Origin of the sequence: Rhizobium sp. SYY.PMSO (genome assembly GCF_046840415.1) — a bacterium.
Classification (GTDB): Bacteria; Pseudomonadota; Alphaproteobacteria; order Rhizobiales; family Rhizobiaceae; genus Rhizobium.
In genome coordinates this window covers 173,815-192,481 of record NZ_CP177349.1, presented here as the reverse complement: position 1 = coordinate 192,481, position 18,667 = coordinate 173,815, and the positions used below count along the sequence as shown (strand labels likewise).

13 protein-coding genes are annotated in these 18,667 nt (G+C 63.3%); 4 read left to right on the top strand and 9 right to left on the bottom strand.

The window, feature by feature from the left end; all coding sequences use genetic code 11:
- Positions 1–2 precede the first annotated feature (2 nt).
- From ACJJVH_RS00915 to ACJJVH_RS00900, 4 genes are all read right to left on the bottom strand, one after another.
- On the bottom strand, positions 3–2,288 hold the full coding sequence (locus tag ACJJVH_RS00915) for a chemotaxis protein CheA (RefSeq protein WP_412064556.1): 2,286 nt from the start codon (positions 2,286–2,288) through the stop codon (positions 3–5).
- Between the two features lie 16 nt (positions 2,289–2,304).
- On the bottom strand, positions 2,305–2,670 hold the full coding sequence (gene cheY1 / locus ACJJVH_RS00910) for a chemotaxis response regulator CheY1 (protein ID WP_004128526.1): 366 nt from the start codon (positions 2,668–2,670) through the stop codon (positions 2,305–2,307).
- Complete coding sequence (locus ACJJVH_RS00905; protein ID WP_112802849.1) at positions 2,667–2,963, bottom strand: STAS domain-containing protein; 297 nt, start codon at positions 2,961–2,963, stop codon at positions 2,667–2,669. Before ACJJVH_RS00905 ends, cheY1 begins: the two co-directional genes overlap by 4 nt.
- A gap of 62 nt (positions 2,964–3,025) precedes the next feature.
- Positions 3,026–4,672 carry a methyl-accepting chemotaxis protein gene (locus ACJJVH_RS00900; protein ID WP_412065202.1) on the bottom strand — a complete coding sequence of 549 codons (1,647 nt, stop codon included), beginning with the start codon at positions 4,670–4,672 and terminating at the stop codon, positions 3,026–3,028.
- A gap of 708 nt (positions 4,673–5,380) precedes the next feature.
- Between ACJJVH_RS00900 and ACJJVH_RS00895 the strand changes: the two genes are divergently transcribed.
- The 3 genes from ACJJVH_RS00895 to secD all read left to right on the top strand — a co-directional run bounded on the left by ACJJVH_RS00895 (position 5,381) and on the right by secD (position 10,113).
- Positions 5,381–6,907, top strand: coding sequence for an ArnT family glycosyltransferase (locus ACJJVH_RS00895; protein ID WP_412064555.1), 1,527 nt, complete (start codon positions 5,381–5,383; stop codon positions 6,905–6,907).
- A 137-nt stretch (positions 6,908–7,044) separates the two neighbouring features.
- Positions 7,045–7,464 carry a hypothetical protein gene (locus ACJJVH_RS00890; RefSeq protein ID WP_113385387.1) on the top strand — a complete coding sequence of 140 codons (420 nt, stop codon included), beginning with the start codon at positions 7,045–7,047 and terminating at the stop codon, positions 7,462–7,464.
- A gap of 93 nt (positions 7,465–7,557) precedes the next feature.
- Complete coding sequence (gene secD, locus ACJJVH_RS00885) at positions 7,558–10,113, top strand: protein translocase subunit SecD (RefSeq protein WP_112802854.1); 2,556 nt, start codon at positions 7,558–7,560, stop codon at positions 10,111–10,113.
- Positions 10,114–10,312: 199 nt separating this feature from the next.
- Here secD and ACJJVH_RS00880 read toward each other — a convergent pair whose 3' ends face one another.
- Positions 10,313–11,188, bottom strand: coding sequence for an SMP-30/gluconolactonase/LRE family protein (locus tag ACJJVH_RS00880; RefSeq protein WP_112802856.1), 876 nt, complete (start codon positions 11,186–11,188; stop codon positions 10,313–10,315).
- A gap of 269 nt (positions 11,189–11,457) precedes the next feature.
- Between ACJJVH_RS00880 and ACJJVH_RS00875 the strand changes: the two genes are divergently transcribed.
- Entirely contained in the window at positions 11,458–13,527 is a 2,070-nt protein-coding gene (locus tag ACJJVH_RS00875) for an ATP-dependent helicase (RefSeq protein ID WP_412064554.1), read from the top strand.
- A gap of 344 nt (positions 13,528–13,871) precedes the next feature.
- Here the strand turns inward: ACJJVH_RS00875 and mmsB are convergent, their stop codons facing one another.
- From mmsB to ACJJVH_RS00855, 4 genes are all read right to left on the bottom strand, one after another.
- The gene (mmsB, locus tag ACJJVH_RS00870) at positions 13,872–14,753 is read right to left on the bottom strand and encodes a 3-hydroxyisobutyrate dehydrogenase (RefSeq protein ID WP_412064553.1); all 882 of its coding nucleotides are present in this window, start codon (positions 14,751–14,753) and stop codon (positions 13,872–13,874) included.
- A gap of 73 nt (positions 14,754–14,826) precedes the next feature.
- Positions 14,827–15,885, bottom strand: a complete 1,059-nt coding sequence (locus ACJJVH_RS00865) for an enoyl-CoA hydratase/isomerase family protein (RefSeq protein WP_412064552.1) — start codon at positions 15,883–15,885, stop codon at positions 14,827–14,829.
- Between the two features lie 39 nt (positions 15,886–15,924).
- On the bottom strand, positions 15,925–17,520 hold the full coding sequence (locus tag ACJJVH_RS00860) for a GMC family oxidoreductase N-terminal domain-containing protein (RefSeq protein WP_112802970.1): 1,596 nt from the start codon (positions 17,518–17,520) through the stop codon (positions 15,925–15,927).
- Between the two features lie 163 nt (positions 17,521–17,683).
- Entirely contained in the window at positions 17,684–18,649 is a 966-nt protein-coding gene (locus ACJJVH_RS00855; RefSeq protein ID WP_412064551.1) for a branched-chain amino acid ABC transporter permease, read from the bottom strand.
- Positions 18,650–18,667: the final 18 nt, after the last annotated feature.

Here is an 18,667-nt window from a genome sequence, read left to right as displayed (position 1 = left end):
ACTTACCCCACCGCTGCGTAAGATATTTCAGGCTTCAGCGACTGGCCGCGCGAAGCGCCGACCACCGCATCGACATCGAGGATCAGGGCGACGCGGCCATCGCCGAGGATGGTGGCGGCCGCAATGCCCGGCACATGCGTATAATTGGCCTCGAGGCTCTTGATGACGACCTGACGCTGGCCCTGGATGGCATCGACCATGAGGGCGCGCTGACCGCCGCCTTCCGATTCCACCAGCAGCGCGACGCCTTCGACCGGATTGGCCTGCGTGGCGCGGAAGTTCAGGATGCGGCCGACATCGACCAGCGGGCAGAAGCTGTTGCGGATCGAGATCAGGCGATGGTTCGCGCCGAAGGAATGGATGGCGGACGCCTCGGGCTGCAGCGTTTCGACGATCGCCGTCAGCGGCACGACCAGGGTCTGGCCGGCAACCGTCACCACCATGCCGTCGAGGACGGCGAGCGTCAGCGGCAGGCTCATGGTGAAGACGGAGCCCTGCCCTGGCTTGGAGGTGATGTTGATGCGGCCGCCGAGTGCCTGGATCGAGCGCTTGACCACATCCATGCCGACGCCGCGGCCGGAAATGTCGGAGATCTTGTCGGCAGTCGAGAAGCCCGGCAGGAAGATCAGATTGTCGATTTCCTCATCCGACAGATTGGCGTCGGCGGCGATCAAATCGTTGTCGATGGCCTTCTGGCGCACCCTCTCGCGGTTGATGCCGGCGCCGTCGTCTGCCAGCTCGATGAGAATGCGGCCGGAACGGTGCTTGGCCGTCAGGCGGACGGTGCCTTCCGGGTTCTTGCCGAGCGCCGTACGCTTTTCCGGCGTTTCGATGCCGTGGTCGACGGCATTGCGGATCATGTGCGTCAGCGGTTCTGCGAGCTTGTCGATCACGGTCTTGTCGACCTCGGTGTTCTCGCCCTCGGTGATCAGGCGGATCGACTTGCCGGTCATGTCGGCGATTTCGCGGACGATGCGCGACATGCGCTGGAAGACGGGCTTCACCGGCTGGGCGCGGATCGCCATGACGCTGTCCTGGATCTCGCGGGTGAGCTGCTGCAGCTCTTCGAGACCCATGTTGATGGAGGACGTGCCGTTATTGTCATTCTCGATGACGCTCTGGGAAAGCATCGCCTGGTTGATGACGAGCTCGCCGACAAGGTTGATCAGGCGATCGACACGATCGAGATCGACGCGAATGGTCTGGCCGACGCCGGCGGCGGCGCTGTTCTGCGCGGCGACCGCATTGGAAGCAGCGGTGGCCGCGGCCATGGCGGCCTCCTTCTTCTCGACGCGCGCGGCGGCGGCGGCAAGCTGCGTCACGTTGCTGGCCGTTTCCGCGGCGGCCACGGCGGCAGCGGCATCGTTCTTCGGCGCCGGCGCATCCTCGGTGGATTCGGCAGCCGGCACGGCGCCGTCGTCGTCAAGGATCGACAGATCGAAGGGCACCGGCACCATCGGCAATTCCTCGCCGTCCGGGGAGCCGGCGCCGCTTCCGGCCTGCCGAAGCTCGAGATCGCAATCCCACTCGGCAAATTCGAAGACGGTGCGAATGGCGTCTTCGCCCTTGTCGGTCTTGATCGAGATCGCCCACTTGAAATATGCGCCTTCCGGATCGAGGTCGGGAAGACCCGGCAACGCGTCCATGTCGCAGAAGATGTTCATCTCGCCCAGCCGCGCGAGATCGCGCAGCAGCAGCGTGGCGTCGTTGCCCTTGGCGTAGAGATCGGAGCGCGGCTTGAAGTTGACTTCATATTCCGGCACGCCGCCGTCCGCCGGCTCGTCTGTGCCGAAATCGTCGTCGAAGCTGAAGGGGATGGGCTGGAAGCCGCTCTCATCGGTCGGCACGGGCATCGCGGGCTTGAGAGCGGCCTCGACGGCAGCTGCGGCCGTCGGCGCGGGCAGATCGCCATTTGCCAGCGCTTCCAGCTCCTTGACCAGGCCGCGGCTGCGCGCCTGATCGACGCTGCCGCCATCGCGCGCGGCATTGGTGAGATCCGCCAGGACATCGGCGGCCTTGAGCATGACCTTCAGGACATCCTGAGTCGGCTCCAGCTTGTTGGATCGAACGCAATCGAGCGTGGTCTCGAAGACGTGGGCGAATGCGACCAGGTCGTCCAGACCGAAGGCACCAGCCCCACCCTTGATGGAATGAACGGCGCGGAACACGGCATTGACGGTTTCCGGATCACGGTCGCCGTCATTCATTTTCAGGAGACCGGATTCCAGTTCGGCGAGCTGCTCTTCGCACTCCTGGAAGAAAATCTCTTTGATTTCGTTCATATCCATGAGGGGTGGATCCTGTCTAGGCGGTTACGCGCTCGATGGCATCGATCAGCTTGGCGGGATCGAACGGCTTGACGATCCAGCCGGTCGCACCGGCCTGGCGGGCACGGTTCTTCTTTTCCGCATCGCTTTCGGTCGTCAGCACGAGGATCGGAACGGCGCGATATCTGTCGTTGCGGCGCACGCCCTCGATGAAGCCGAAGCCGTCAAGGCGCGGCATGTTGATATCCGTGACGATGACGTCGGGATTGGCTTCTTCGAGAATTTCCAGGCCCTCGACGCCGTCTTCGGCCTGAATGGTCTCGAAACCCGCATTGTTGAGGGTGACGAGAAGCATGTTTCGAATGGTCCGTGAATCATCCACGGTCAGCACTTTTTTCTTCATTGCCGGATCTCCTTGGCAAGCAGATGGGAGATATCCACCCCGATCACCTGCATCGTTTTTTGAAATGCATCCGACACCTTCGAGAAGGTGAAGGAGAGCTTGTCCTCATCCCAGGTCTTGGCGGCGGCCATGATGACCTGCACGCACAAGGTCCCGATCCTTTCGACGCCGGACGCATCGATCGCGACATTGCTGCCGCGCGCACCCATCAACGTGCCGCGAAGGGCCGAGGCCTCGTTGAGGTCCAGCACCGCGGCCAGACTGATTGTCTTTTCGCCTTTCTTGCTCGGCATCGCTTCAATCCTTGTTGTCTGAAATCGGACCGGCCGGCCCGCATGCGAATGAAAATGTGAAATCAGCGGGCATTCCGCTCGCCTCCCGTTGCAGCCCTGCGAAGCGGGAAGCCGAAATCGGCCAGCTCTTCCTCGTCCCGGCCGATATCGAGCTCATCCCGAGCGGACAGCTGTCGTCGTTGATCGGGCTTCACCGGGGCTGGCGCCGCGGCATGCCGCCGTTCCCGCTCGATGCGGAACTCGCGAATGGTCCGGCCGAGCTCGACGACGACGGTATGCAGATGATCGGCCCCTTCCCGCGAGCGGTTCGCCTGGTCTTCCCCGGCCGCCGCACGCTCGCTGTAACCGCAGATATCGGCGGTGAGCGCGTTCAGGCCGGCAAGCTGATCGTCGCTGGCGGCGGCAATCCCGGAAATCGCCTCGTTGATGTCAGTCACCTGACGAACGATGCTGCCGATCGCATCCTGGGTGCGGCCGACCATCTGAACGCCGGCATCCACCTGCGCCTTGGTGCCCGTCACCAGAACCTTGATCTCGCGCGCCGCGTCGGCCGAGCGCTGCGCAAGCGCGCGAACTTCCTGCGCGACGACGGCAAAGCCGCGGCCGCTATCGCCGGCCCGGGCTGCCTCGATACCGGCGTTCAGGGCGAGAAGATTGGTCTGGAACGCAATCTCATCGATGACGCCGATGATCTGGCCGATCTTTTCGGCCGAGGTCTCGATATCGGCCATGGCCGATATCGCCTGCCCGACGATGCGGCCGCTGTCTTCCGCCGCCACGCGCGTCGATGCGGTGACACGCTCCGCCGAGCGAGTATTGGCCGCATTGCCGCGCACTTGCCCGGCAAGCTCCGCGAGCTGCCGCGCAGAGACCGCCAGCGCACGCGATTGTTCGGCTGACTGCTCCGCCAGCGATTGCGACGAGCGGGAAATGGCATCGCTTGCCGTCCCCGCTGCCTGAACCCCGCCGGACAGAACCGAAAATTGCTGCTGGATGTCGGCAAGCGCCATATTCAACGCTTCCGCGACTTCGGCATAGGCCTCGGGACAATCCATCGGCAGCCGGGCGGTCAGATCGCGATCGGCGAGGCCGCTGGCGAGTCCGGCGATGAGGGACGCCGCCTCGCCACGATCTGCGGTGCGCTGTTCGGCCAACGCCCGCTGATGGCCGACACGCAATTCGTTGAAGCGCAGCGATACCGCGATCTCGACATCGACCATGACGAGACGCACGACGGCGGTGACGAGCTCGCTCAATTCGCGGGCGCGACGTTTGCTGCCCGGCAGGATGGCGCGGCCGCCCATCTCGTCGAGGAGGCCGGCAAGAAGATGTTCCAGCATCACGCCATGGCCCGCGACATGCCAGCGCGGGTCGAGGCCCATCTTGCTTTCGCTGTCGGACAGAACCTTGACGCGCTCGGCGTAGAGGCTGTCGAAACGCGCATCCGTCAGCACATCCCAGTGCGAGAACTGCAGATCATGCAGCCGTTCCAGCTGGCTTTCGCTGGTGAAGTGGCGTGCGGCGTCCGGAAGGGTCTGATAGCGGTGGAAAAGATCCCGCAGGCCGGCCTTCAGATGCGCCTGGAGCATCGGCCGGTTACGGCGCAGAACGTCGCATTGCCCGGCGTCGAGACCAGCAAAGCGCAAGCGGTCGCGAAGGCTGCCTGCCTGCGCCCTGCCTGCCTGATCTGACGGCGTATCCTGCGCCAAAGTCGTCCCCGCCGAACTGCCGCGCGCCCAAGCGCCGGCGAAACCGCTGATGATCCGCACCGAGCGCAATGAAGAGGCGAGACAGGACACGCATCGCCGTCGATCGACTGATCGAGGCGCTGAAGCTCGCTCGTTCATCAAAGTCTGTTGCGGACCTGTTTGATGAAATGGATACCGGATCTGACCCGGTACGACGGGGCGGCTTCATGCCTGGTGAGAACGAGTCACAATTTTCCCATTCCGACGTTCAAGCTCAATATTTATGGTTAATTCCTTGCCTGAAGGTTAATGACCGAATACAGCACGTTTCGCATCGCATCATCCTAAATTAGACGACTTCAATTTATGCGTCCGCATGATCGTCAAGGGCACGCAACGCAAGTCACGAGCAAGTTTCATGCCCTAGTACCCAAGGGGATTAGACAGCTTCGATGTCGATACGGAGAGAGCAATGATTGTTCTTGGTTTGACCGCCACCCTGATGGCCAGCCTGACGCTTACGGCGTTCATGCTCCTGTGCCGCATCGAAGAGACGCGCGGCAAGACCGCTTCGCGCATCCTCTAGGCAACCGCAACGGACATTTCGGATTTCTAAACCGGAGACAGGGTCTTCCGCGACCGATGCCGGCAAACCGGCGGCCGGGAGCTAGCTTTGGCCTCAATAGTTCCGTATGAAGCCTCACGACCGGCACCGAGATCCATCCGTTAATGCTCGACACCACCCAATCCCGAACGAACTCCCAGAAACTTTCGCTGGGGCTGGCCCTGGCCATCATCTTCGGCGTCACGCTCTGGCGCGTGCTCATGCTGCAGGTCAACAGGACCGACCTGTTCGTCGACGAGGCGCAATACTGGTTCTGGGGCCAGAATCTGGATTTCGGCTATTATTCGAAGCCGCCGATGATCGCCTGGGTCATCCGGTTCTTCAACACGATCTCGGGATCGGACTCGACCTTCTGGATCCGCGTATCGGCGCCGCTCTTCCACCTCGCCACCGCGCTGATGCTGATGTGCACCACGCGGAGGCTGATCGACGACGAGACCGGGCGCGATATCGCGCCCTGGGTCGGCGTCATCTTCATCACGCTTCCGGCGGCCTCGCTCTCGGCCGTGCTCGTGTCGACCGACACCATCCAGATCCTGTTCGTCACCATCGCGATCTGGGCCTTTCTCGGCCTCACCAGGCGCTCGTCCGTCCTTGAAGCCGTCATCCTCGGCGCGAGCCTCGGCTTTGCTTTCCTGACCAAGTATTCCGTCTTGTTCCTGCTGCCGGGCGTCGGCATCGCCATGCTGACGCTGCGTTCGGCTCGCATCTCCTGGCGCGATGTCGCCATAGCGGCGATCGTCGGCGCCATCGTCGTCGCACCCAATCTCTGGTGGAACGTCACCCATCAAGCCGCGACCGTGCGTCACACGCAGACCATCGCTCACTGGGGTTCGGGCGGCGGCAATGGCGGGGTGCTGAAGCATCTGCTCGGCGGGCTGGGTTTCGTCGGCGCGCAATTCGGCGTGGTCGGACCGATCGTCTTCTATGCGCTGCTTTGGGCGACATGGCGGCTGATCCGCGGCCGGAGCGACGACCGGGAGAAGCTGCTGTTCTGGCTGTCCATGCCGGTGGTGATCCTGATCGCATTGCAGGCGCTCCTGGCCAAGGCCTATGCCAACTGGGCCGTCTCGGCCTATGCCGCCGGCACCATTCTCGCCGTCTGGTTGCTCTATCGCCTGACGAAGAAGGGCCTGACCATCTCGCTGGTCATCGGCGCCGTCGTCGCCTTCGTGATCCCGGTGCTGACGGTCTTTGCGCTCGATATCAAGCTGCCGAACGGCGATCTCGTCATGAAGCGCTATGTCGGCCGCAGCATCATAAGCCGGGAAATCGCCGATATCGCAACGAATGCGGGGATATCCGATATCGTCGCGCAGGACCGCGACATGCTCGCCGATCTCTACTACACCCTGAAGGGCAGGCCCTTTCATATCTATGCCCGCAACTTCGGCGGCTTCCCCAAAAGCTATTACGAGCAGAATTTCGCACTTCCGCCCGCCGTGACCGGCCCGGTCCTGTTCGTCGACAACAATCCGATCGATTGCCCCGGGGGTCAGGCCGAGCTTCTCAAGAGCTGGTCGCCGCCCTATGGAGACATGAAAGGCAAGACGCTTTATGCCTATCGCGTTCCGGCATCCTGCCTGGCGCCCAGGCCGGCATCGGCCGAAACGGAGCCAACGGAAAATTAAGAAATCGCGCCGGAACGGTTGACCGGTTCGCACAAGTGCATCATGACAGGCCGCAGTATGAAGACGCGAGACGTCCTGATATCATGACCGAACCGCCGGAGCCCGCACCGGCAGAGGAATAAAGGCATTTTTGACCGTTGAGCCCGCTCGAATTCGGCCTCGCCGACAGCGAAGATAGAGATGACAGGACGCACCGCGCCGGAGCGCGCGTGATCGCCTCGCTGTTCGTCGCCTTTTTCGCCTATATCGGGCTGGCGCTGGGCGGCGGCATCAATCTCGCCACCCGCGCCGATGCGGATGCCCTCTCCTCCGGCAAGGACAGCCAGCCGCTCTACCTTTCCTTGCGGGACCCGGTTCGCGGCATCGCCGTGGCCGATCGGCTGGTAACGCCGAAAGCCACATGGCATGACATCGGTCCCGCGACGCTTGCCGCCCTACCCTCTTTCGCATATCCGACCGCGCTTTGGCGGCCGAGCCATGCGGGCGATGCCGCCCGGCTCGAATCCCTTGCATTTCGCGCCTATCTCGCCCGCGCCCCTCCGAGCGATCTCGCCTGAGCGGTCGGCGCAGACGCGCCCGCATCTCCGACATGACCTCAAGTCCGCCAGCGGCCAAGCCGCCGGCATAAGCGTATTTCAAGGATAATACCCATGCGCACCTCACCATGGCTCGTGGCACTTTATACAGTTGTCATCGTGATTGGCCTCTTTATCGCCCTGCCGAACGTGCTTCCGCAGTCGGTTCTCAGCAAAATCCCGTCCTGGCTGCCGCATAGCCAGGTTTCTCTCGGCCTCGACCTTCGCGGCGGCTCCTATCTCGTGCTCGAAGTCGATGAGAAGGACCTGACCAACGGCCGGCTGCAATCGCTGCAGCAGGACGCGCGACGCGTGCTGCGCGACAAGAACATCCAGACCCGCTCGGTCGTGCGCAATGGCGATCAGATCGTCGTGACGCTCAGCGACGCCTCGCAGAGCAACGATGCGGTCACGCAGCTGCGCACGCTCGCCAACACCATCACCTCAGGTCTCTCGGCGGGCCAGTCCGATCTGAACATCACGCCGAACGGCGCGACGATCGCGATGTCCTTCTCGCAGGCCGGTATTTCCGCCAACGTCGATTCCGCCGTCCAGCAGAGCCTTGAAGTCATCCGCAAGCGCGTCGACCAGGTGGGCGTTGCCGAACCGACCATCCAGCGCGTCGGCCCGAACCGCGTTCTCGTGCAGCTTCCGGGCGCACAGGACCCGTCGCACCTGCGCGAGCTGCTCGGTTCGACCGCGAAGATGTCCTTCCATCTGCTCGCGGAAAACGCAGATCCGAACAATCCCGGTCCCGGCGTCACCATCATGAAGGACGAGCAGGGCAACAGCTACCCGGTTCTCGACCGCATCGAACTGTCGGGCGACCGGCTGACCGACGCCCGCGTCAGCTTCGACCCCAACACGCACGAGCCGCTGGTGACGTTCCGCTTCGACAGCGCCGGCGCCAACCGCTTCGCTGAAATCACCCGCGAAAACGTCGGCAAGCCTTTCGCCATCGTTCTCGACAACAAGGTTCTGAGCGCGCCGAATATCCGCGAGCCGATCACCGGCGGTTCCGGCCAGATTTCCGGCAACTTCACCGCCGACAGCGCGACGACGCTCGCAGCCCTGCTGCGCGCCGGCGCCCTGCCGGCCAAGCTCACCGTCATCGAAGAGCGTACCGTCGGCGCCGACCTCGGCAGCGACGCGATCCAGAAGGGCATCTATAGCGGCCTGCTCGGCTTCGTCCTGGTTGCCGCCTTCATCTTCGTGCTTTACGGCGCCTGGGGCATTCTCGCGAATGTCGCGCTGCTCATCCACACGATCCTGACCTTCTCGGCCCTGACGCTGGTCGGCGCCACGCTGACGCTGCCCGGCATCGCCGGCGTCGTCCTCGGTATCGGCCTTGCGGTCGACGCCAACGTTCTCATCAACGAGCGTATCCGCGAAGAAACCCGCAAGGGCCGCGGCGCCTTCGCCGCCATCGATAACGGCTTCAAGAAGGCCTATTCGACGATCATCGACGGCAACATGACGGCCCTGATCGCCGCCGCCATCCTGTTCTACTTCGGCTCCGGCCCGGTTCGCGGCTTTGCCGTGACCATGGGTCTCGGCCTCATCATCTCGATGTTCACCTCCGTCGCCTTCGTGCGCGTCGTGATGATCGCCATCACCCGTCGCCGCAAGCTGAAGGTGCTCAACATCAGGCCGCTGATCCCCTTCAGCCCCTATGACAAGCATATCCAGTTCATGAAGGCCCGCTTCTTCGGCGTCACCGTCTCGGCGATCCTGTCGATCGCCTCTGTGGTGCTGTTCATTCACCCGGGCCTCAACTACGGCGTCGATTTCCGCGGCGGCATCCAGATGTCGGTCAAGACCAAGGACGCGGCCGATCTGGCGACGTTCCGCGAGGGGCTGAACACGCTCGGCCTCGGCGAAATCGCACTGCAGTCCTTCGGCGACAACAACAGCCTTCTTGTCCGCGCCCAGCGCCAGGACGGCGGCGAAGAGGCGCAGACGGCCGCGGTGACGAAGCTCAAGGCGGAAATCGTCAAGATCGATCCCAGCGCGACCATCGAAGGCACCGACGTCATCGGCCCGAAGGTCTCCGGCGAGCTTGCCTGGGCCGGCATCCTGTCGGTCGTGATCGCCAGCCTAGCGATGCTCGTCTACATCTGGGTGCGGTTCGAATGGCCGTTCGCGGTCGGCGCCATCGTCACCCTGGTCCTCGACGTGACCAAGGCGATCGGCTTCTTCGCGATCACCGGCCTCGATTTCAACCTGACGGCAATCGCTGCGATCCTGACGCTTGTGGGATATTCGGTGAACGACAAGGTCGTGGTCTATGACCGCATGCGTGAAAACATGCGGCTCTACAAGTCGATGCCGCTGCGCGACATCATCGACAGGTCGATCAACGAGACCCTGGCGCGAAGCCTCTATACCAACGCCACCGCCTTCCTGGCGCTGGTGCCGATGGCGATCTGGGGCGGCAGTGCCGTCTCCAGCTTCGCGATCCCGATGGTGTTCGGCATCCTCGTCGCCGGCGCCTCGTCGATCTTCATCGCAGCGCCGATCCTGCTTTTCCTCGGCGACTGGCGCCGCCGCCATGCCAAGCCCGCCGCCAACGACGGCAAGCAGGCCGATGGCACATCCGGCAAGGACAAGCAGATCCCCGCAGCCGAATAAGCAGCGGATATAGGAAAACAGGACATGCCCGGCCTCCGGGCATGTCCCTCGAATGAATCATGCCGCTTGAGGCGGTGCGGCAGCTCGCGGCAAAACAACGATCTGAAGCGCGGAACCGAATCCGGCGATCACGAAACGCTCTATCGATTTTTAGCGCAGCACCGAACGGCAAACGCCATGCGCTTTTCCTGGAAAAGCGTTAGGAAATGACCGGCATATGCAAAGGCAGCCCGGGACGCGGCGCCGTTATTTTCTCCACCACGCCCTTTTCCTGTTCGCTGACGAGCAGGTGCTTGCCATCGACGGTAAAGGCAATGTTGCCCGGCCGCGTGCCGGCCGTGCGGATATGGCCGGTCATCCTGCCTTCGGTATCGATCAGACAGATTTCGCCCAGACCATACATGGCGCAATAAAGCGTGCCGCTGCGATCGAAAGCAAGGCCGGAGGGTCCGCGCAGCATGTTCACGGCGGGCGAGGTCATCGATTGCGCAAACATCTCCTGCCGGCCGCCGACGATCTGCCGGTAGATTTTTCCGGTTAGCGTTTCGCTGTAATAGAGCAGTCCGTCGGGTCCGAAGGCGATGCCGCCGGCAAGAAGCAGGCCGGCAGCCAGCACCCGAATGACCCGGCCCTCCGCCGGATCGATCTGATAGACACAGCCATTATAGGCAGCCTTGAAGAAATCGGGATGGATGTGGCCGCCTTCGAGCAGATTGGCGAGACGGATTCCGGAATCGGTCATGTAAAGCAGGCCGTCCGGACCGAAGGCCAGAGCGTTCGGATGGAGAAACGGGCCATCCGCACCCCCTTCGATCACCTGAAGAACCCGCCCCTGCGGCGAAAGCCTCACGAGGGAATCCTCCGGGCCATCGGCTACCCAGAAACAACCGTCGCCGTCGATCGCGATCCCGGTCGGGGTGCCGCCGATCCGGCACAGTTCTTCCTGGGCGCCGCTTGTATCGAAAAGCTTCAGGCAGCGGCGGCTGGCATCCATTTCGACAAGCGCGAAGCGCCCGTCCGGCAGAGCCACCAGTCCGCTAGGCAGACGCAGGCCGGTGGCAATCGTGTCGTTCATGTTCTGAAACCTTCACTCTACGCACTGCGAAACTCCAAAAACTCAAATTGCCGCGCCATAACGATACATAAGGACGAAGAAAGTTCTTTTCGAGCTATCTTTCGCCAAATCCAGAGAAGATTCTTGCGCCAGGGCTCACATCTGCGTGCATACGCCGCCAATCTTGACAGGCTTTGGCGATTCGGAACATCCATAGAACGCCCATATATTTTCGCTCTTGCGATTCGTCGCGCATAGCGCCTGCGATTCCCGTCCCTTCAGGAGAGTTGATGACCGCCGCCTATCTGGAAAAATTGAACCCGGAGCAGCGGCTGGCGGTGGAGCATGGCACGACCGCGGGTAGCGGCCATGTCGCCGGGCCGCTGCTCGTCATCGCCGGGGCCGGCTCCGGCAAGACGAATACGCTTGCCCATCGCGTGGCGCATCTGATCGTCAAGGGCGCCGATCCGCGCCGCATCCTGCTGATGACCTTCTCGCGCCGCGCCGCTGCCGAAATGGCGCGCCGTGTGGAACGGATCTGCCGCGAGGTTCTGGGTGCGAACGCCGGCATCACCGCCGATGCGCTGGCCTGGAGCGGAACATTTCACGGCATCGGCGCGCGCCTGCTGCGGGACTATGCAGAACAGATCGGCATCGATCCGGCCTTCACGATCCACGACCGGGAAGACAGCGCCGACCTGATGAACCTTTCGCGTCACGATCTCGGCTTTTCGAAGACGGAGAACCGCTTCCCGACCAAGGCGACATGCCTTGCCATCTATTCCCGCTCCGTCAATGCGGAAGCGCCGCTCGACGGTGTGCTGCGCGACTTCTTTCCCTGGTGCGCCATGTGGGAGCAGCAGCTGCGCAATCTCTTCGCCGCCTATGTCGAGGCGAAGCAGGTGCAGAACGTGCTCGATTACGACGACCTGCTGCTCTACTGGGCGCATATGCTGCAGGAGCCGCTGATCGCCGAGGATATCGGCAGCCGCTTCGATCATGTGCTTGTCGACGAATATCAGGATACCAACAGGCTGCAATCCTCCATCCTGCTTGCCCTGAAGCCGGATGGCCGGGGGTTGACCGTCGTCGGCGACGATGCGCAGTCCATCTACTCCTTCCGTGCCGCCACCGTGCGCAACATCCTCGATTTCCCGAAGGCTTTTACGCCGTCGGCCGATATCGTCACGCTCGACCGCAACTATCGCTCGACACAGCCGATCCTGGCCGCCGCCAACGCCGTGATCGATCTTGCCTCGGAGCGCTTCACCAAGAACCTGCGCACCGAGCGGCAGAGCACCGAGCGCCCACGGCTGGTGACGGTGCGCGATGAGGCCGATCAGGCGCGCTACATCGCCGATCAGATATTGGAAAACCGCGAAGGCGGCACGAGGCTGAAACAGCAGGCCGTGCTGTTCCGCACCTCCAGCCATAGCGGCCCGCTGGAAGTGGAGCTCACCCGGCGCAACATTCCCTTCGTCAAGTTCGGCGGGCTGAAGTTTCTCGACAGCGCCCATGTCAAGGATATGCTGGCGGCGCTGCGCTTTGCCCAGAATCCGCGCGACCGCGTGGCGGGATTCCGCCTGATGCAGCTCCTGCCCGGCGTCGGCCCCTCCACGGCCCAGCGCGTGCTCGACCAGATCGGCGAAGAGGCAAGCCCTATCACGGCGCTCACCGAGCTTCCTCCGCCGCCGCGCACGGGGGACGACTGGACGGCTTTCGTCGAGACGATGCGGGAGGTCAAAAGCGGCAAGGCCGGCTGGCCGGCGGAAATCGGCCTGGTTCGCCAATGGTACGAGCCGCATCTGGAACGCGCGCACGAGGACGCCGCAACACGTCAGGCCGATCTCGTCCAGCTCGAGCAGATCGCCGCCGGTTATAGTTCGCGCGAGCGTTTCCTCACCGAACTGACGCTCGACCCGCCCGACGCGACAAGCGATCAGGCCGGCACGCCGCTGCTGGACGAGGACTACCTGATCCTCTCGACCATCCATTCCGCCAAGGGGCAGGAATGGACGAAAGTCTTCATCCTCAACGCCGTCGACGGCTGCATTCCCGCCGACCTTGCCGTCGGATCGTCGGCGGAGATCGAGGAGGAGCGACGGCTGCTCTATGTCGCCATGACGCGGGCGAAGGACGGTCTCGATCTCGTCACCCCGCAACGCTTCTTCGTGCATGGCCAGCATGCACAGGGCGACAGACACGTCTTCGCCTCGCGCACCCGCTTCATCCCCGCGACGTTGCTGCAATTCTTCGAAGTCTGCGGCTGGCCGCAGGCCCGGGCCGAAAGCCCCGCCGCCATCCGGGCGCGGCAGGTAAGGGTCGATGTCGGCGCGCGCATGCGCGGCATGTGGCGGTGAGTTGGAGCGATCGAGATCGGCGGATCGGGCATGCTCGCCGACGCCGGCTCTTTGTGCCTGGCCCCTCACCCCGCTCGCGGCGGTGCAATCGCATATGGGCTTACATCGTAGCTACCCCTTCTCCCCAACGGGGAGAAGGTGCCGTCAGGCGGATGAGGGGGTGCCCGCCAAGAGCTCAAGGATCCATGAATTCAAATCGGTCAGCCCCCTCATCCGACCCTTCGGGCCACCTTCTCCCCGAGGGGAGAAGGAACATCCGGCACCGATTTGCCCATATGCGATTGCACCGCCGCGAGCGGGGTGAGAGGGCAGCTTTCCACCCTGTCCGCTATCACCAGCCAACCTCACTTCGCCTCACGAAACATCTCGATGATCGCCGAGAAATCGCGGCCGCCATTGCCGAGCTTTTCGAATAGCGCATAAAGCTGCGCCGCCTCGGCGCCCAGGGGGGTGGATGCGCCGCTGGAGAGAGCGGCCTCCTGCGACAGACGCAGGTCCTTCAGCATCAAGGCGGCCGAGAAGCCCGGCTTGTAGTCGTTGTTGGCGGGCGAGGTCGGCACCGGGCCGGGCACGGGGCAATAGGTATTGATCGACCAGCACTGGCCGGACGAGGTGGAGGCGACGTCGAACAGGGCCTGATGCGAGAGGCCGAGCTTTTCGGCGAGCACGAAGGCCTCGCAGGCACCGATCATGGAGATGCCGAGGATCATGTTGTTGCAGATCTTCGCCGCCTGACCGGCGCCGGCATCGCCGCAATGGACGATCTTCTTGCCCATCACTTCCAGCAGGGGTTTAGCCGCCGCAAAGCTCTCCGTCGAGCCGCCGGCCATGAAGGTCAGCGTTCCCGCCGCAGCGCCGCCGGTGCCGCCGGAAACAGGCGCATCGAGCGAGAGGCAGCCGGCATCGCCCGCCATCGCATGCGCCTTGCGGGCGCTGTCGACATCGACGGTGGAGCAGTCGATCAGCAAGGTTCCCCTGGACACGGAGCGCAGCACGTCGGTCCAGACGGTCAGGACATGCTGGCCCTTCGGCAGCATGGTCACCACCACTTCCGCGTCGGCCAGGGCCTCGGTCAAGACGCTCGCGGGCTTGACGCCCGACGCTTCGGCGGCTTGCAGCACGTCATGCGAGAGGTCGTAACCGATGACGGCATGGCCGGCCTTGACGAGATTGGCGGCCATCGGCCCTCCCATATTGCCGAGGCCGATGAATGCGATCCGTGTCATGATGTTTTCCTCCCATGATCGGTTGAAGCCATGCGACAGGGCGGTTCAGAGATTCGTGACGATCTGAACCGGCCTACGTCGTAAAAAGCGGCGGCTGCGCCGCTACGAAGAAGCGGTCGATATCGCCCGGCCTCACCTGCGAAAGGCTGGCCGGGGACCATTTCGGATTGCGATCCTTGTCGATGACCGCAGCGCGCACGCCCTCATAGAAATCGTGATTGTACAATATGCCCATGCAGGCGCCGAGTTCACGATTGAGGCATTCGGCGAGATTGGCGCTCGTTCGCCCCGCCCGCAGCAGTCGCAAGGTCAGCTTCAGGCTGGTCGGCGAGCGACCGGCGATCACGCCGGCTGTTTCCGCGACAAACTCCCCCGGCTCGCCGGCCAGTGCCTGCAGGATTTCCTCGACGGTATCGCCGGCAAAGGCGCGGTCGATCACATCCCGGTTTACGGCAAGCCGGCTCTCGCCGGCATCGACCGCCATTGTCCGGATCAGCGCGCGCACATCTTCCGCAGAAGCCGAGGCGGGCAGCGCCGCAATCGCCTCCACCAGAGCCGGCAAGGCCGGGGATGCCACGCAGCAGTCGGCAAGGCCGGCATGGATCGCATCGGCGGCGCCGACGGCAAGGCCGGTCAGCCCCATCCATGTGCCGGCCTCGCCCGGTGCGCGCGGCAGCAGCCAGGTAGCGCCGACATCGGGAAAATAGCCGATGCCGGTTTCGGGCATGGCAAGACGCGTGCGCTCGGTGACGACGCGATGGCTGCCATGGGACGAAAGGCCGACGCCGCCGCCCATGGTGATGCCATCCATCAATACCACATAGGGTTTGGGATAGCGCGAGATCGCATGGTTGAGGCGAAACTCCTCGCGCCAGAAGGTTTCGGCGCCGTCGGACCCCTCCTTGCCGCTCTGATGCAGCAGGCGAATATCGCCGCCGGCGCAGAAGCCGCGCTCCCCCTCGCCCATGACGATGACGCTCGCGATAGCGGGATCGGCGCCAAATTCATCCAGGACCGAGGCGATGACCCGCACCATCGGCAGCGTCAGGCTGTTCAGCGCCTTCGGACGGTTGAGGCGGATGATGCCGGCCGATCCACGCCGCTCGATGATGACCTCGTCCGTGCTGTCCATGCAAATCTCCTGTCCTTGCCTCCGTCCATCCATAAGCCTTCAGCGATTGTCGGCAAGGATCATCTCGGCTGCCTTTTCGGCGATCATGATGGTCGGCGAGTTAGTGTTGCCCGATGTGATCGACGGCATGACGGAAGCGTCGGCGATGCGCAGCCTTGCCAAGGCCCGCAGCCGCAGGCGGGGATCCACCACGCTCTGTGCGTCGCCGCCCATGCGGCATGTGCCGACAGGATGGAAAATCGTCGTGCCGATCTCGCCGGCGGCACGCTCCAGATCCGCATCCGTTTCATAGGCCGGCCCCGGCTTGAACTCCTCCGGCCGGAACCGGGCGAATGAGGGCTGCGCCACGATCCGCCGCGTCAGACGAATGGAACGCACGGCGATTTCCCGGTCGCGCGCCGCGGAAAGATAATTCGGGCTGATGACCGGCTGCATGGCGAAATCGGGGCTGCGCGCATGCACGAAGCCCCGGCTCTCGGGCCTCAGATTGCAGACACTGGCGGTAATGGCCGGAAAAGGATGAACCGAATCGCCGAACTTGTCGAGCGAGACCGGCTGCACATGATATTGCAGATCCGGCGTTTCCTTGTCCGGGCCGGAGCGCGTGAAGATACCGAGCTGGCTCGGCGCCATCGCCATCGGGCCGGAGCGGCGGATGAGATATTCCAGCCCGATCGCCGCCTTGCCGATCAGCTTCGTCGCCTTCTCGTTCAGCGTGGGCACGCCGGTTACTTTGTAGGCAAGGCGGAGCTGAAGATGATCCTGCAGGTTTTCACCGACGGATTTGACCTCGCGCACGACCTCGATGCCGGCCTTGCTCAATATATCGCCATGGCCGATACCCGAAAGCTCGAGAATATGCGGCGAGCCGATCGAGCCGGCGGATAACACCGTCTCCTTGGTCGCATAGGCACGTTTCACCACGCCGTCATGCTGGAACTCGACGCCGGTCACGGCATCGCCTTCGACGATCAGGCGGCGAACCTGCGCCTTGGTGTAGACGGTGAGATTGCCCCGCTTCATCGCCGGCCGCAGGAAGGCTTTCGTCGTGTTCCAGCGGATGCCGGAGCGCTGATTGACATCGAAATAGCCCGAGCCCTCATTGTTGCCGCGATTGAAGTCCGCCGTCTCCGGAATGCCGGCCTCCTTGGCTGCCGCCTGGAAGGCATCGAGCACGGCCCAGCGCACGCGCGCCTTTTCGACCCGCCATTCGCCGCCGGCACCATGCATCTCATCCTTGCCGCGATAGTGATCCTCGGACTTGATGAAGTAGGGCAGCACGTCGTCCCAGCTCCAGCCGGCACAGCCGAGCTGCCGCCAGAGATCGTAATCGCGCGCCTGGCCGCGCATGTAGATCATGCCATTGATGGAGGAGGAGCCGCCGAGCACTTTGCCGCGCGGATAGTTCAGCGAGCGGCCGTTCAGGCCCGGCTCCGGCGACGTGGTAAAACACCAGTCGGTACGCGGATTGTTGATGCAATAGAGATAGCCGACCGGGATATGGACCCAGTGATAATTGTCGCTGCCGCCCGCTTCCAGCAGCAGCACGCGATTGTTGCGGTCGGCCGAAAGCCGGTTGGCCAGCACGCAGCCCGCACTGCCGGCACCGATGATGATGTAGTCGAAGCGATCCATCTGCATGCCCCCTCTCCCTAACCCTCTCCCCAAGGGGAGAGGGGATCATTTCGGTATTTGCCTCGATCCCGAATCCGGTGATCGTCAGAGATAATTCCCCCTCTCCCCTCGGGGAGAGGGCTGGGGTGAGGGGGTGTACAACAAGAACGCATAGGTTTGATCTTTACCGCCGATATTCGAACCCCAGCTTCCGTCCCAGCCGCGAGGCGTAGAATTCGCCGACGATACCCCGGCGGAAGAGCAGGACGCAGACCATGAAGACGATGCCGGTGATGATGGTGACGGGGAATTCCGAGGTTGCGAGATAGTTTTCCAGCGTCGTCACGAACCCGGCGCCGAAGAGCGGGCCGATCAGCGTGCCGATGCCGCCAAGCAGCGTCATGAGGATGACCTCGCCGGACATCTGCCAGGCGACATCGGTCAGCGTCGCGAACTGGAAGACCAGCGCCTTGACTGCGCCCGCAAGCCCCGCCAGCGCCGCCGACATGACAAAGGCGCCGAGCTTGTAACGCGCCACGGAATAGCCGAGCGAGATCGCCCGCTGCTCGTTTTCGCGGATCGATTTCAGGATCATGCCGAAGGGCGAATTGATGAAGCGCCAGATGATCAGCACGCCGATCAGGAAGACGGCGAGGACGAAGTAGTACATGTTGAAGGAGTTGTTGAGATCGAGGACGCCGAAGAGGTAGCCGCGCGGCACCGACTGAATGCCGTCCTCGCCATGGGTGAATTCCGCCTGCAGGCAGAAGAAATAGAACATGTAGGAGAGCGCCAGCGTGATCATGGCGAAATAAATGCCCTGCCGGCGGATGGCGACGAAGCCCATGACGAGACCGAGCAGCGAAGCGCCGGCGACGCCGATCAGAATGCCGAGTTCGGGCGGCAGACCCCACTCCTTCACCGCATAGGCCGTGAAATAGGCCGCGCCGCCGAAGAAGGTGGCGTGACCGAAGGAGAGCAGGCCGGCATAGCCGAGCAGCAGGTTGAAGGCGCAGGCAAACAGCGCGAAGCAGAGCACCTTCATGACGAAGATCGGGTAGACGAGGAACGGCGCCCAGATCAGGCCGACGAGGCCGATAACCAGCAATAGTTTCTGGATCGAGAGGGCGGGCTGTGTTTTCGGCTTCATTGTGATTAATCCAGCCAT

Excerpts from the sequence above, each read along its gene's own strand:
- ACJJVH_RS00915 (WP_412064556.1), bottom strand. The coding sequence starts at position 2,288 with ATGGATATGAACGAAATCAAAGAGATTTTCTTCCAGGAGTGCGAAGAG.
- cheY1 (WP_004128526.1), bottom strand. The coding sequence starts at position 2,670 with ATGAAGAAAAAAGTGCTGACCGTGGATGATTCACGGACCATTCGAAAC.
- ACJJVH_RS00905 (WP_112802849.1), bottom strand. The coding sequence starts at position 2,963 with ATGCCGAGCAAGAAAGGCGAAAAGACAATCAGTCTGGCCGCGGTGCTG.
- ACJJVH_RS00895 (WP_412064555.1), top strand. The coding sequence starts at position 5,381 with ATGCTCGACACCACCCAATCCCGAACGAACTCCCAGAAACTTTCGCTG.
- secD (WP_112802854.1), top strand. The coding sequence starts at position 7,558 with ATGCGCACCTCACCATGGCTCGTGGCACTTTATACAGTTGTCATCGTG.
- ACJJVH_RS00880 (WP_112802856.1), bottom strand. The coding sequence starts at position 11,188 with ATGAACGACACGATTGCCACCGGCCTGCGTCTGCCTAGCGGACTGGTG.
- ACJJVH_RS00875 (WP_412064554.1), top strand. The coding sequence starts at position 11,458 with ATGACCGCCGCCTATCTGGAAAAATTGAACCCGGAGCAGCGGCTGGCG.
- mmsB (WP_412064553.1), bottom strand. The coding sequence starts at position 14,753 with ATGACACGGATCGCATTCATCGGCCTCGGCAATATGGGAGGGCCGATG.
- ACJJVH_RS00865 (WP_412064552.1), bottom strand. The coding sequence starts at position 15,885 with ATGGACAGCACGGACGAGGTCATCATCGAGCGGCGTGGATCGGCCGGC.
- ACJJVH_RS00860 (WP_112802970.1), bottom strand. The coding sequence starts at position 17,520 with ATGGATCGCTTCGACTACATCATCATCGGTGCCGGCAGTGCGGGCTGC.
- ACJJVH_RS00855 (WP_412064551.1), bottom strand. The coding sequence starts at position 18,649 with ATGAAGCCGAAAACACAGCCCGCCCTCTCGATCCAGAAACTATTGCTG.